Raw genomic sequence first — 13,957 nt, forward strand, 5'->3', positions numbered from 1 at the left:
CGTCTATTTTTTTTATTTCTAATGCGGGGCCCGGCGGCAGGGCGCAGTGTGCGGGGGTCTCGTCTGTGCGCCGTCCGCTAAGGCCTTTACACAAATGCCGGGATTGTGCTAGTAATATTAAGTATTAAGCATTCCCTTTATATCTTTTTTTGCATATTTCCTGGATCCGTCAATGGCTGTTGACATGTCCCGTAAGGGTGACATCGAAGAAGAACTGAAGAGTCTCAAGGATGTCCTGAGCGTGGCCCAGGTGGTCGTCTCATCCCTGGATCTCGACGAGGTTCTGCAGAACATCCTCTACAGCGCCATGGCGGTCATGGATATGCCGGCCGGCAGTATCGCGCTCTATGACGAACCGCTCGGCCAATTATCGCTGCATGCCCACGCCGGTTTGAGCGACCAGTTTCTCGACCGCTACCGCTGGCCGGTGAAGGATGGTTCGATGATCCGCCAGGTACTCGACGCCGGCGAAGTCTTCTGCCTGGAAAACGTCGGATCATCGAACGGTGTCGATGACGGGCTGGTTCTGCAGGAGGGAATCCAGGCGTTGGTGGCCGTTCCGCTCAAGATTCAGAACAAGATCGTCGGACTGATCTGCCTGGATGACTTCGCGCCGCGGACCTTCACCGAAAGGCGCCTGAATATCCTGTCGATCCTCGCCTCCTTTGCCGCCATGAGTATTGACAATGCCTGCCTGCACCAGCGCACCCACCATCTGGCCGTAACCGACGGCCTGACCGGCCTCTACAATCAACGGCAGTTTCGCCTGATGCTCAAAGAAGAGATGGTCCGTGCCCGTCGTTACGGAAAGCCATTGACTTTGATCATGTTCGACGTCGATGATTTCAAGGCGTTTAATGACACCTACGGCCATTTCAAGGGGGATCAGGCCCTGGTCGCGGTGGCCGAGATCCTGCGCGAGTCGATGCGTGAATGCGACATGGTGTTCCGCTACGGCGGCGAAGAGTTTATCGCGATCCTTCCCGAAACGGGTCTCGAGGTCGCCCTGACGGCGGCCGAACGGGCCCGGCGGTCGGTTGAGGAGAAGTCGCTCGATTATCTCAGGGGGATCGCCGAGCGCGGGCTTACCGTCAGCATCGGGGTGGCGGCGTACCCCGAAGACGGCCTGGATCGCGATGCCCTGCTGCACGTGGTCGACGCCCTGCTTTACAAGGCCAAGCGTGAAGGCAAAAACCGTATTTACCACCAGAAACCAGAGGTGTGAGCGTGGCCGGGGAAAAGATTCTGATTGTCGATGACGAAGAGGGGATGCGGCGGCTGCTGGTCCGGGTGCTGACCAGGGAAGGGTTCCAGGCCGCCGCGGCCGAATCGGGAGCCGAGGCGATGCGCCGGATCGCCGGCGAAAGCTTCGACCTGGTGATCACCGACATCCAGATGCCGGGGATGAACGGCCTGGAGCTGCTCGAAGAGCTCAAAGCCTTCGACCCGGCCCTGCCGGTGATGGTCATCACCGCCTATGGCACGGTGGAAAGCGCCGTTCAGGCGCTGCGGGCCGGGGCCTACGATTACATCACCAAGCCCTTCGAAACCGACGAGATCAAGCTGACTGTGGCCAAGGCGCTTGAGCGTGAGCGCCTGCTGGCGGAGAACCGCTACCTGCAGCAGGAACTGCAGGAGCGTTACCCCTTCTCCGGCATTGTCGGCGGATCGCAGGCCATGCAGAGGGTTTTCGAGGTGGTCGATTCGGTGGCAACTTCGAATGCCAATGTTCTGGTCACCGGTGAATCAGGGACCGGCAAGGAACTGATCGCCCGCTCCATCCACCAGCGCTCAAACCGGCGGGACAATCCCTTCATCGTTCTCAACTGCGCGGCGCTCTCCGAAGGGGTGCTCGAAAGTGAGCTGTTCGGTCACGAGAAGGGGGCGTTCACCGGTGCCCTGGCCACCCGGAAGGGGCGTTTCGAGCTGGCGCACCAGGGAACCCTGTTCATCGACGAGGTCGGTGAGATGTCCCTGGCCGCCCAGGTCAAGCTGCTGCGGGTGATCCAGGAACATGAATTCGAACGGGTCGGCGGCACCCGCACCATCCGCAGCGACGTACGCCTGGTGGCCGCCACCAACAAGGACCTCGAGGAGCAGGTGAAAAAGGGGGCGTTTCGCGAAGACCTTTTTTATCGTCTGAATGTCGTCAATATCGAACTCCCCCCTTTGCGCGAACGGCGCGAGGACATCGATCCGCTGGTCGCCCATTTTCTGAAAAAATACGTACGGGAGACGGGACGCCAGGTGTCCCAGGTTTCGCCCCGGGCCTTAAGCTGCCTGCTGGCCTATGAATGGCCGGGTAACGTGCGCGAACTGCAGAACGTGATGGAGCGGGCGGTGGTATTGTGCAAGGGGGAGGTGATCACGCCGCGGGATTTGCCCCAGGGGATCCAGGGGCCGGAGCAGATCTGCCTCGAGCTTCCCGAAAGCGGCGGCAGCCTGACCGAAATCCTCGAAGACCTCGAGCGCCAGTTGATCGTCCAGACCCTGTCCCGCGAGAATGGGTCCCAGACCCGGGCCGCCGAAATCCTCGGCATCAAGCGGACTACGCTGCGCTACAAGATGGAAAAGTACCGGATGCTCGATTGACCCCAGCGCGACCTGCGAAACCCCTTGTCCGCTTCCGCCTTTCTACGGTATGTAATTTGCTGTAGTATTCCACTGGTGGTCTGTCTTGTTTTTCTGGTTCGATTCTCTTACGGGAACGCAGAATGAAATCTTTGCTTGTCCTGACCGGTCTTTTGTTGCTGCTGCTTGGTGACCCGGCCGCTGCCTGTTTCGGTCCGAAACTCTACCTGGGGGTTCCGGAAGGCGAACGCGAAGCTGCGGTTGCGGCCCTGGCCAGCCTGTACATCAAGGAGAAAACCGGAGTTGAGACCGTCCAGGTGGCCGTTTTATCGGACCAGGGCGTGGCCGGAGTGCGTGCCGAGACCCTCGACATGGTTCTGGCCGCCGAGTCGCCGGCCGATCTGGCAATGTTGCTCAGCGTCCCCGGCGGGCCGTTTCTGCTCAGCGGCCGGCGCCCCCTGGATGACCTCCAGTTTACCACCGTATCCCCGGCACTGAAAAAACTCGGCGAACTGCTGACCGCTGAATTCATGGACCGGCTGATGGCCAGGGTCGCGGGCGGCACGCCCCCCGCCGCCGCGGCCCGGCAGCTGATGATGGAGCAGCGATGGATCTGAACCTGAGGCGGGGGCTGCTGCTTTTCTCCCTGTGGCTGCTCGCCGCCTGCGCGCCGCTGCCACGCAACCCCGCTGCCGAAGAGCTCGCGCAGATGCCTACTCTCTCCGGCGTTTTGGCCGGCCAGACCGTGCTCGCCGGCGAGCTGTACATGTCCGGGGATGTGCTGGTTCCGGCCGGCAGCAGCCTGCGGTTGCGGCCCGGCACCATCGTCTATGTGCAGCCGGCCGAAGGCACCAAGATCGATCCGGAATATCTCTCCTCGGCGACCGAACTGCTGGTTCGCGGCACCCTGCGGATCGAGGGGACGCCCCGGCGCCCGGTTCACTTCATTGCGCTGGCAATTCCCGAGGAGGGAGAGCCGGCCTGGGCCGGCATCACCCTGGTCGATTCGACCGGCAGCCGGATCGAGCACGCCCGGATCGAGCATGCCGAATCCGCCCTCCTGCTCATCGGGTCCTCCCCGGAAGTTCGCGGCAACCGGCTGCGCTACAACCGCTACGGCATCATTGCCCAGCAGGGGAGTTCTCCCCTGGTCGCCGATAATGTCGTTGAGCAAGGGGAGGCGGGGATCTTCTGCTGGCTCGGCTCCGATCCGCAGCTGGTCGGCAACCGGGTTGCGGGCCATGTCGAGGAGGGGATTTTCATCGATGCCTCCAGCCGTCCGCTGCTGCAGGGCAACCAGGTGACCGGCAACGATCTCGGCCTGGTCCTGTACGAGCGCAGTCTGGCCGGGGATCTTTCCGGGATCAGCGGCAACCGGGAGGATCTGCGCCTGCTGAACCTCGAGCGGGAGGCGCGACCATGAGGCGGCTGTTCCTGTTGGCGCTGTTGTTCTGCAGTTGGCCGGTGACCGAATCCCTGGCCGATACCGAGTTCCGCGGCGAGCAGAGCCTGTGGCAGGATACTGTCTGGAGCGGTCGGGTACTGGTAGACGGAATTCTGACTATTCCCGCCGGGGTGACGCTGGAAATACGTCCGGGAACCGAGGTGCGCTTTACCCGTCGCGATACCAACGGCGACGGCATCGGCGAGAACGAGATCTTCATCCAGGGGGTCCTCAGGGTGCTCGGCACGGCCGAAAACCCGGTGCGTTTCACCAGCGCCGAGGCCGATCCGGTTCCCGGCGACTGGGGGGCACTCAACATGATGGCCTCCGAGGAGGAAAACCTGCTCGAACACTGCCTGGTCGAATACGGCTACCGCGGCTTTCACGCCCACTTCGCCAACGCCTCGGTAAAGAACTCGGTCTTCAGCCGCAACCTGCGCGGCCTGCAGTTTCAGGAATCGACCGTCGTCATTGACGGCTGCCTGGTCGAGAAGAATTTCAACGGCATGCAGTTCCGCAACTCGATGGTGCGCCTCAGCGCGACCCGGGTGCTGGATAATCACTGGGGCATCCGCTGTGTCTACAGCGAATTGACCATGCACGATTGCGAGGTGGCCGGCAACCTGGTCAACGGGGTCAACCTGCGCGACTCCAGCCTCGACGCCGACAGCCTGCTGGTGACGGGCAACCGCAAGGGGATTTACCTGCAGCGCTCCCGCGGCAGTCTGCGCGGCAGCCGTATCCGTGACAACAGCGAACATGGCATCCTTCTTGAAGATTCAGATTTCCTGGTTGTCGGCAACCTGATCGCCGGTAATGGCCGGGCCGGTGTCCGCTGGCTGAATTCCCGGGGGGAGTTGCGGGACAACCATCTGGCCGGCAACGGGGAATATGCCCTAGTCAACGAAGGCGAGGGGACGGTCGATGCCCGTTCCAACTGGTGGGGAACGACCGCGGCCGAGCTGCTTGCCGCCGCCATTCGCGACGGCAGCGATATCGCCGGCAGGGGGCTGGTCGATGCCGGCGATCCCCTGGCTGCTCCGCCTTCGCCGCCTGCGGCAGGCTTGCAATGAAACCCATATCCTGGTGAAATGAGTTTAAAATGAAGCGACTTCTTCTGCTGATCCTGCTGCCGGTTACCGCGGCGTCTTTTTTCGTATCCGGCTGCGACCAGGTCAGGGAGCGCCCGGTCTTGCGCATCGGTTACATGAACTGCAACAACGAGCAGGAAACCCTGACGCGGTTCGCCCCCTTGTCCCGCTACCTTGCGGAGAAGGCCGGGGTGATCTTCGAAACGGTGCCGGTCGATACGCATGAATTCGAAGAACGTTTTCGCTCCGGCGAATTCGCCCTGACCCACACCAACTCGCTGCTCTATATCGTGCTCAAGGAGGATGCCGGGCTCAAGTTGATTGCGGCCGACAAGCGCGGACACTACGGGTCGCGCACCGCCGGCACCCTGATCGCCCGCAAGGGCAGCGGGATCGAGAAGCTCGAAGATATCCGCGGCAAGCGCCTGGTGTTCGGGCCGATGATGGCCCCCACCGGTTACCTGGCCCAGTACGACCTGATGCTGCAGGCGGGGATCGACCCGGAGCGGGACCTGGGCTACTACGCCATTCCGACCGGTTCCTTCAAGCACGAAAAACTCGTTTACGGCGTCTATTTCGGTGATTTCGATGTGGCCGCCGCGCCGGCGCTCGATCTTGAGGAGATGACCCGCGACGGCAAGATCACGGCCGATGATTTCGTGATCCTGGCGCAGAGCCAGGTCATCCCTTACTGCACCTTCGGCGCCGCCGGCGACCTCGACCCGGCGATTTTCGCCAAGGTCAAGCAGGCCCTGCTGGAGCTGACCCCGGAGGATACCGTCGAGATCGACGGCGAGCGGGTCAAGGTGCTCAAGTCGGCCTGGGTCGACGGTTTTGAAGAGCTGCTCGACAGCGATTACGACCCGATCCGCGACATGGCGCGGCGGGCCAACATGCCTCCTTACCAGACTTATTGAGGCGATGCCGAAATTATCTCTGACCAGCCTGCTCTGGATGCTCATTGTGGTCGCAACCGCGGCGATGGCCCTCTTGCTGCTGACCTCTTCCGGGGACGATTCGCGGATGCGTTCCGGCGGCCTGGACAAGGCGGTGGAACGGGATCTGGCCTTTCAGGCACGGGTGGCCTTTCTGCAGAAAGTGTACGCCCCGGTCGAGGCCCTGCTGGCGGAAGGCAACCCGCAGGCCGCCCTGCTCAAGCTCGATGAGCTGGGCCGCGATTATCCGGGGGACGCCCACGGCTACCTTCTGCGCGGTGAAATCCTGCGCGGTATGGGGGTTCTGGATCAGGCTATCGCCAACTACGTGCGCGCCCTCAAGCTGGACGGTGATTACCTGGAGCAGGCCGGCCCCCTGTCACGCCGGACGGAAATCCGTCAACTGGTCGATCTGGGTCTGAGTGAGCTCGGCCCCAAGGCCCGGTCCAATCCGGACAACCGCTCGCTGGCGGTAACCGTCAGGGAACTGCACTATCTGCAGAGCCGCCTGGCCGGGGGATGTGAATAAGACTATGAACTTTCGCGATCGACATCTTTGGACCGTCATCCTGGCCGGCTTGTCGCTTGGCAGCCTCGGCGTTCTCCTGTCGGTCTGGGGCAATCCGGAAAATTCCGGGATCTGCGTCTCCTGCTTTCTCGAAAACAGCGCCGGGGCCCTCGGCTTGCACGATAATTCGCGCATGCAGTACCTGCGGCCGGAACTGATCGGTTTCGTGCTCGGTTCCATGGGGAGCGCCGCCCTGTTCCGCGAGTTTCGCTCCCGCGGCGGCAGCGCACCCTTGCCCCGGCTCTTTTCCGGGATTTTCCTGATGGTCGGCTGCGCGGTATTCATCGGCTGTCCGATCAAGCTGTTTCTCCGTCTGACCGCCGGTGACCTGACCGCGGCGGCCGGCGTGCTCGGCCTGGTCGGCGGGGTCTGGTCCGGCCTGAAGACCATGGCCGGCGGGGTTCACCTGGTTCCCGCCCAGCCGCAGAAGGGGAGCGGTTTCCTGGTCCCCGTCCTGTTCGCGCTGCTGCTGGTCTTTCTCGTGGCCCAACCCGGTTTTCTGCTCTTTTCCGCCAGCGGCAGTGCCGCCCAGCATGCGCCCTGGCTGCTCGCCCTGGCTGCCGGACTGGGGCTCGGCGCCCTGGCCCAGCGCAGCCGACTCTGTGTCACCGGCGGGGTACGGGACACCCTGCTTTTGGGACACCGATCGCCGCTTCTCTACGGTTTGCTCGCTTTTGTTCTGAGCGCGGTGCTTTTCAACCTGGCCACCGGGCGCTTCAACCTGGCCCTTTACGGGCAGCCGGGGGCGCACCTCAACCACCTGTGGAGCTTTCTCGGCATGGCCCTGGTCGGCTGGCTGTCGGTGCTGATCGGCGGCTGTCCGTTTCGGCAGCTGGTCAAGGCCGGCGAGGGGGATGCCGATGCCGGACTGGTCGCCGTCGGCATGCTGATCGGCGGTGCCCTGGTGCAGAACTGGGGGATTGCGGCAACGGCGGCGGGTGTGCCGCTGTACGGCAAGATCGCCGTTCTGGCCGGGTTCGTCTTCGTCTTCGGCTTGAGCCTGGTCCAGCGGGAGCCTGTTTGACGCCGGCTCAACTCAGAAATTCAAATGGAAGGAAAAGCCTGTTGAATAAACTGTTACGCAATCCCGATATCGTCTGGCGGGTCGAAAAGCGCCGCGAGGCCGAAATTGTCAAGGCCCTGGAGGCGGGCGATGATGTCGCCGATAAGGGGAGCGTCATCCTGATCGTTTCCGGCATGATGCACCAGCTCAACCTGGTCGGCGGCAAAATCTGGAGCCTCTGCGACGGCCAGCGGTCACTTGCCGACCTGGTCGAGGCCCTGGCTTTCGAATTCGAGGTCGAGCGGGAGGAACTGGCCGAAGATGTTGAAGAATTTGTTGACGATCTGCTGCAGAGGGGGTGGCTGAAGCATGGCTGACGCGATAACCGAGCTCTTTTCGGCTCCATTGACTTTTAACTGGACCCTGTCCTTTCGCTGCAATTTCAGCTGCTCCCATTGCTACAGCCGGGACGAACTGGCGGACGAGCTGCCGACGGCCGACATCCTGCGGATCGTCGATATCCTGGCGGAAAAACAGGTGCCGTTCATCAATTTCGGCGGCGGTGAGCCGCTGATCCGCGATGACCTGTTCGAGATTGCCGATTACGCGACCGGCAAGGGGCTCAACGTTTCGATGAACTCCAACGGCTGGCGGGTTGACGAGGCCGCGGCGGAGCAGCTGCGGGCCAGCGGGTTCAAGAGCGTGGGGATCAGCATCGACAGCGCCGAAGCGGCACTGCACGACGATTTTCGCAACATGCCCGGTTCTTTCGAACGGGCCGTCGCGGCCCTGGATCATCTGCGTCGGGCCGGTGTCCGCACCACCATGAGCTCGGTCATATCCCGGATCAATTACCGTAATTTCAGGGATTTGCTTGACCTGGCCAGGAAACACGGGGTGGCCCAGGTCTATCTGCACAATTTCAAGTGCAGCGGCCGCGGTTTCAAGAACCGCGCTGATCTTGACCTCTCTCCAGAAGAATGGAAGGCCTTTTACGTGGAGGCGTTACGGGTCAAGCAGGAGACCAGCGATCTGTTGATTTCTTTCGATGATCCGGTCATCTCCTCGCTGCCGGGGTACGATGAGAAAAGTTTGGTCAACGGAAGCAGTTGTGGTAAGCTTTCGCTGCACATGCGACCCAATGGAGATATCACCCCGTGTGGGTTTATCCCCCTGGTGGTCGGGAACATCCTCAAGGACGATTTCGATGCCCTGTGGTATGATTCGCCGATACTGAAGAAAATGCGCAATAAAGAAGCCTCAGGCAAATGCTTGGAGTGCGGTTCTTTTGAAAAATGCCTGGGCGGCTGTACGGCCCGAGCTTTTGCCGTGACCGGTGAATTCAATCAACCCGATCCGCATTGCTGGAAATAGCCAATTCGGTTCATAATTTGCATATCAGTATTTTGCTTTTAGGTGGTTCGATAGCAGTTAACTCAATATTTACAAAGGAGGTGAGGCGCATGAAAAAGTATATGAAGCCCCGGGTGGTCGGTTCCTCTAATGTCCATCCCTGCTAAGGACAAAGGTTCGCCGGGGGCAGCGCTGCTGCCCCCTTTTTTTTTAGCCCTTCGCTGTTGCCGGTTGTTTCGGAAACTTTTTTGAGCCATGACCATTGACCTGCTTGACACCCCCCTGCGGATTTCCTGGTGCCTCTCCCCCGAAGGATCGCTCCCTGTTGCAGATATGCTGATTGTGGCTGAACGCCTGGTCGAGGCCGGGGTCTTTTTCGTCACTCTCGAAGATCGCCCCCTGGCTCACCCGGCGATTCACGACATTCTGCGGATTTTAGCCGACGGCGGCTGCCAGGTTATCCTGACCTGTGAAGGGACAGCCGCCGAGTTCAACTCCCTGCAGCCCGGCCTGCCTATCCGGCAGTTGTACCTGGATGTTGCCCCCTGTCTCGTCAGGGACGACTTGACGCCCCTTTCACAGGCCCTGGAGACGATCCGCAACCGTGGTTTCGATCCGGGGCTGCTGCTGGTGCCAAGGCATGGCAATGTGGCTAAAATTCCCCAGCTTTTCGAGTTTTGCCGGGCCCATAAAGTGGCTAGATTTAAGTTGCCAAACGTCGGTATCGATGGTAGCGTCAGAAGCCTTGCCGAGGCCGCCCTGGTCACCCCAGACGATCTGCAGGTTTTGGCCGGAAAGCTTGGCCCGGATGCTGCCTCGGGGCTTCAGCTTGAAGTGCACGACCTGTTTCTCTGGGAGCTGCTCTGTCCCGATCAACAGGAGAGCCGCAGTGAATACGGCGGCTGTCAGGCGGCCAACAGCCTCGGCCATGTCGACCGCGACGGCAATCTGTTACCCTGTTCGTCCTGGCCGCAAAAACTCGGTTCCCTGCTGAATCATTCGGTCGAAACGCTCTGGGCGCTTCCCGAACGACAGCGGGTTCGCGATGAAATCGCCGCGACGCCTGAAGGCTGCCGGGGCTGCCGTGATCTGTCGAGCTGTTTCGGCGGTTGCCGGGGGCTGGCCCGGACCTTCAACCGGCACCAGGGCAGCCGTGACCCCATGTGTCGGGAACCCCGTAATTAGCGTCTTCATGACTTGCCCTTTCTGATCTTAATCTGATATTCTCATAGCGACATGACGATCTACCTTGATAACGCCGCCACCACCTTCCCCAAGCCCGAGTCGGTCTACCGTGCCGTCGATCTGGCTTTGCGCAGCGTCGGGGCCAATCCCGGTCGTGGCGGGCATCTGATGGGCCTGGCCGCCGGTCGGCTGATCTTCGAGGCCCGGGAAGTGCTGGCCGGTTTCTTCGGCATTCGTGACAGCGCCCGGATCGTCTTCACCGCCAATGCCACCGAGGCGATCAACCTGGCCTTGTTCGGCCTGTTGCAGCCCGGAGACCGGGTTGTGACCTCGACCATGGAACACAACGCGGTCACCCGTCCGCTGCGGGCCCTGCAGGAGCAGGGCGTTGAAGTTGTCAAAGTGCCGGCTGATCACCTGGGGCGGATCGACCCGGCCGCGATCCGGGCGGCCTGTGCAGAGAAGACCCGGCTGGTGGTTCTGACCCACTGTTCCAACGTCAGCGGCACGCTGCAGCCGGTAGAGGAGATTGGTCCCTGGTGCCGGCAGCAGGGGATTCTCTTTCTGCTCGATGCGGCCCAGAGCGCCGGCATCTTTCCCGTCGACGTCGAAGCGATGGGGGTTGACCTGCTGGCGGTGCCCGGCCACAAGGGGCTGATGGGGCCGCAGGGAACCGGCATGCTCTATGTTCGCGAGGGCCTGCAGCTCAGGCCGCTGATTTACGGCGGCACCGGCGGCAATTCCCATTCCGATTGGCCTCCCGAGCAGATGCCCGAGCGGTATGAGGCCGGGACGCTCAACACGTGCGGGATTGCCGGACTGAAAGCGGCGGTCGAGTTCGTTGCAGAGACCGGTCTCGCTCGAATCAGGGCCCATGAGGCCGAACTTCTCCGCCACCTGATCGACGGGCTCAAGAAGAAGTCCGGCATCGAGTTGTACGGGCCGCTCAGTCCGGAAGGGCATGGCGGGGCGCTCTCCATCAACCTGGCCGGGCTGGATCCCGCGCAGGTCGGTTTTGCCCTGGACCGTGACCACGATATCGTTTGCCGGGTCGGCCTGCACTGCGCACCGGACGCCCATCGAACCATCGGCACTTTTCCCCGCGGGACGGTGCGGGTCAGTCCCGGATATTTCACCACCCATGAGGATATCGACTGTCTGCTCGCCGCCTTATCGACCCTGCTCAGGCAGGCGACAGCCTGAAGAAGCGGCACCGTTTACCAAGGAGTGACGAGATGATAAGAACCTTCGCCCTGATTCTGCTGTTGATGCTTGCCGCCTGTTCCCTGCCGCCGGAAAGCCCGGTGACCCGTAACGACCTGATGCGGACCATGGTTTACAAGAGGTATGTCATCCAGGAATCTCCCGAAGAGGTCATCAACGCCCTGAACAGGGACGGCGAGGTGATCATGGAAAGCAAGCGCAACATCCCCGGCAAAAATATTCCCGTTCATGTCAAGATCCTTGCAACTTCCGAAGGTCTTGAAGTTCTCGAGTACGAACGCTAACTGGCGGCAGTTGTTGCCCGATCACCGCCCACTTCCTTCATGAGGGTCGGCCATGAAAAAAACTTTTGTTCTCGATACCAACGTTCTTTTGCATGACCCGCAGGCGATCTTCCGTTTCGAAGATAACGATCTGGTGATTCCGATCACCGTTATCGAGGAAATCGACCGGTTTAAAAAGGACATGAACGAAAAGGGCCGCAACGCCCGCCAGATCTCCCGCATCCTCGACGGCTTCAGAGCCAAGCACAAGCTGATTGATGGCGTTCCCCTGGAAAAGGGGGGGGTGCTCAAGGTACAGCTCTACACCGAAGAGACTATCAAGGGGCTCCCACCCGAACTGCAGGTCGACCGGGGCGACAACCGGATCCTTGCGGTGGCCCTCGAGCTGAAGAAGCATTGCGACTGCCCGGTCATCTTCGTCACCAAGGATACCAACCTGCGGATCAAGGCCGATGCCGTCGGCCTGTCGGCTTCCGATTACGAGTCGGACAAGGTCTCGATCGACGAACTCTATTCCGGTACCGCCGAAGTGCAGATAGGCAAGGACGAGGTCGACCGTTTCTATGGACAGGGCTATCTTCCGCTGGAGGGGGACTACTATCCCAACCAGTGCGTGACCCTGGTCGATGCCGCCAACCCGTCTCATTCGGCCATCGGTCGCTACAACTATCCCATGCAGCGGGTGACCCCGCTGATCCGCTCCCCCAAGGAAGGTCTCTGGGGCATTCACCCGCGCAACCGGGAGCAGCAGTACGCCCTTAACCTGCTGCTCGACGACAATATCCAGCTGGTGACCCTGGTCGGCAAAGCCGGCACCGGAAAGACCCTGCTGGCCATCGCCGCCGGGCTGCACCTGGTGGCCGATCAAGGCGATTTCAGTCGGCTGCTCGTGTCCCGGCCGGTCTTTCCGATGGGGCGTGATCTCGGTTTTCTCCCCGGCGATGTCGAGGAAAAACTGGCGCCCTGGATGCAGCCGATCTTCGACAACGTCGAACTGCTGCTGGGTGCGGTCGAAGAGCGGGGCGGCAAGCACAAGCGGGGCTACAAGGAACTGGTCGATATGGGGATCCTCGAAATCGAGCCGCTCACTTACATCCGTGGCCGGTCGATTCCCAAGCAGTACATGATCGTCGACGAGGCCCAGAACCTGACCCCCCACGAAGTGAAGACGATCATTACCCGGGCCGGGGAGGGGACCAAGATCGTTCTGACCGGCGACCCCTACCAGATCGACAACCCTTATATCGATGCCTCCAGCAACGGCCTGACCTACACCGTTGAGAAGTTCAAGGGGCAGGAGATCGCCGGTCATGTCACCCTGACCAAGGGCGAACGTTCGCCCCTGGCCGAACTGGCAGCTAACCTTCTGTAAGAGGCAGTGATTGGTGATTGGTTAGGTCAACTGATCACCAATCACCAATCACTGTTTTTAAATCAACCAATTACCAATCACTGGTTTTTCATGCTTCTGCTCGCTATTGAATCTTCCTGCGATGAAACTGCCGCCGCCGTGGTGCGGGATGGCAGGCATGCGCTTTCCAACGTCATCGCCTCTCAGGTCGATGTTCATGCCCGCTACGGCGGGGTGGTGCCGGAGCTGGCATCGCGCAAGCACCTCGAGGCGATTTCGGTGGTGGTGGATGAGGCCCTGGAAAAAGCCGGAGTCACTCTGGACGATATCGAAGGCCTGGTGGTAACCCGCGGGCCGGGCCTGGTCGGGGCGTTGCTGGTCGGGTTGTCGCTGGCCAAGGCGGTGGCCTTCGCCCGCGACCTTCCGCTGGTCGGCGTGCATCACATCGAAGGCCATATCCTGGCGCCGCTGCTGGAGCATGAGGTCGCCTTTCCCTATCTCGCCCTGGCGGTTTCCGGCGGGCACACCCATCTCTACCGGGTCGATGGCGTCGGCCGCTACCGGACCCTGGGACGCACACTCGATGACGCATCCGGCGAGGCTTTCGACAAGGTCGCCAAGCTGCTCGGCCTCGGTTATCCGGGCGGCGTCCAGATCGACCGGTTAGCCGCTCTCGGCAACCCGCAGGCCATCGATTTTCCCCGCCCCCTGCTGCACAAGAAGAACTTCGATTTCAGCTTCAGCGGGATCAAGACGGCAGTTCTCAACCACGTCAAGCGGCAGGATGGGCCGATAGAAGGCGAAGCCCTGCAGGATCTGGCGGCCAGTTTCCAGGCCGCGGTCGTCGAGGTGCTCTGTAAAAAAACCCTGCGGGCCGCCGCCGAAGAAGGGTTGGATCGAATTGTCGTTGCCGGCGGGGTGGCCTGCAACAGCGGGTTACGCAGGGAG

15 protein-coding genes are annotated in these 13,957 nt (G+C 61.4%); all 15 read left to right on the plus strand.

The window, feature by feature from the left end:
* Positions 1 to 172: 172 nt before the first annotated feature.
* Positions 173 to 1,225: a diguanylate cyclase gene (locus tag ABYV89_RS07880; RefSeq protein ID WP_432822400.1), complete on the plus strand. Its 1,053-nt coding sequence runs from the start codon at positions 173 to 175 to the stop codon at positions 1,223 to 1,225.
* Between the two features lie 2 nt (positions 1,226 to 1,227).
* Positions 1,228 to 2,592: a sigma-54-dependent transcriptional regulator gene (locus tag ABYV89_RS07885; RefSeq protein ID WP_432822401.1), complete on the plus strand. Its 1,365-nt coding sequence runs from the start codon at positions 1,228 to 1,230 to the stop codon at positions 2,590 to 2,592.
* 122 nt (positions 2,593 to 2,714) lie between these two features.
* Positions 2,715 to 3,188 carry a hypothetical protein gene (locus ABYV89_RS07890; RefSeq protein ID WP_432822402.1) on the plus strand — a complete coding sequence of 158 codons (474 nt, stop codon included), beginning with the start codon at positions 2,715 to 2,717 and terminating at the stop codon, positions 3,186 to 3,188.
* Positions 3,179 to 3,994: a NosD domain-containing protein gene (locus tag ABYV89_RS07895; RefSeq protein ID WP_432822403.1), complete on the plus strand. Its 816-nt coding sequence runs from the start codon at positions 3,179 to 3,181 to the stop codon at positions 3,992 to 3,994. The genes ABYV89_RS07890 and ABYV89_RS07895 overlap by 10 nt, the downstream gene beginning before the upstream one ends.
* On the plus strand, positions 3,991 to 5,088 hold the full coding sequence (locus tag ABYV89_RS07900) for a right-handed parallel beta-helix repeat-containing protein (RefSeq protein WP_432822404.1): 1,098 nt from the start codon (positions 3,991 to 3,993) through the stop codon (positions 5,086 to 5,088). Before ABYV89_RS07895 ends, ABYV89_RS07900 begins: the two co-directional genes overlap by 4 nt.
* A gap of 29 nt (positions 5,089 to 5,117) precedes the next feature.
* The gene (locus ABYV89_RS07905; RefSeq protein ID WP_432822405.1) at positions 5,118 to 6,023 is read left to right on the plus strand and encodes a phosphate/phosphite/phosphonate ABC transporter substrate-binding protein; all 906 of its coding nucleotides are present in this window, start codon (positions 5,118 to 5,120) and stop codon (positions 6,021 to 6,023) included.
* Positions 6,024 to 6,027: 4 nt separating this feature from the next.
* On the plus strand, positions 6,028 to 6,570 hold the full coding sequence (locus ABYV89_RS07910) for a hypothetical protein (protein WP_432822406.1): 543 nt from the start codon (positions 6,028 to 6,030) through the stop codon (positions 6,568 to 6,570).
* 4 nt (positions 6,571 to 6,574) lie between these two features.
* A complete protein-coding gene (gene yedE / locus ABYV89_RS07915; protein ID WP_432822407.1) occupies positions 6,575 to 7,633 on the plus strand; it encodes a YedE family putative selenium transporter in 1,059 nt (352 codons plus the stop codon).
* Between the two features lie 41 nt (positions 7,634 to 7,674).
* A complete protein-coding gene (pqqD, locus tag ABYV89_RS07920; protein ID WP_432822408.1) occupies positions 7,675 to 7,989 on the plus strand; it encodes a pyrroloquinoline quinone biosynthesis peptide chaperone PqqD in 315 nt (104 codons plus the stop codon).
* Complete coding sequence (locus ABYV89_RS07925; RefSeq protein WP_432822409.1) at positions 7,982 to 8,986, plus strand: GeoRSP system radical SAM/SPASM protein; 1,005 nt, start codon at positions 7,982 to 7,984, stop codon at positions 8,984 to 8,986. The genes pqqD and ABYV89_RS07925 overlap by 8 nt, the downstream gene beginning before the upstream one ends.
* Positions 8,987 to 9,220: 234 nt before the next feature.
* Positions 9,221 to 10,150 carry an SPASM domain-containing protein gene (locus ABYV89_RS07930; RefSeq protein WP_432822410.1) on the plus strand — a complete coding sequence of 310 codons (930 nt, stop codon included), beginning with the start codon at positions 9,221 to 9,223 and terminating at the stop codon, positions 10,148 to 10,150.
* A 51-nt stretch (positions 10,151 to 10,201) separates the two neighbouring features.
* Positions 10,202 to 11,353, plus strand: a complete 1,152-nt coding sequence (locus ABYV89_RS07935; protein ID WP_432822411.1) for an aminotransferase class V-fold PLP-dependent enzyme — start codon at positions 10,202 to 10,204, stop codon at positions 11,351 to 11,353.
* Between the two features lie 32 nt (positions 11,354 to 11,385).
* Complete coding sequence (locus ABYV89_RS07940) at positions 11,386 to 11,658, plus strand: hypothetical protein (protein WP_432822412.1); 273 nt, start codon at positions 11,386 to 11,388, stop codon at positions 11,656 to 11,658.
* 52 nt (positions 11,659 to 11,710) lie between these two features.
* Positions 11,711 to 13,030 carry a PhoH family protein gene (locus ABYV89_RS07945; RefSeq protein ID WP_432822413.1) on the plus strand — a complete coding sequence of 440 codons (1,320 nt, stop codon included), beginning with the start codon at positions 11,711 to 11,713 and terminating at the stop codon, positions 13,028 to 13,030.
* A 90-nt stretch (positions 13,031 to 13,120) separates the two neighbouring features.
* Positions 13,121 to 13,957 (plus strand): tRNA (adenosine(37)-N6)-threonylcarbamoyltransferase complex transferase subunit TsaD (tsaD, locus tag ABYV89_RS07950; RefSeq protein WP_432822414.1); only part of this gene is annotated, 837 nt, incomplete at its 3' end.

It is taken from the genome of Trichloromonas sp., assembly GCF_041583255.1.
In the GTDB taxonomy this organism is placed as follows: Bacteria; Desulfobacterota; Desulfuromonadia; order Desulfuromonadales; family Trichloromonadaceae; genus Trichloromonas.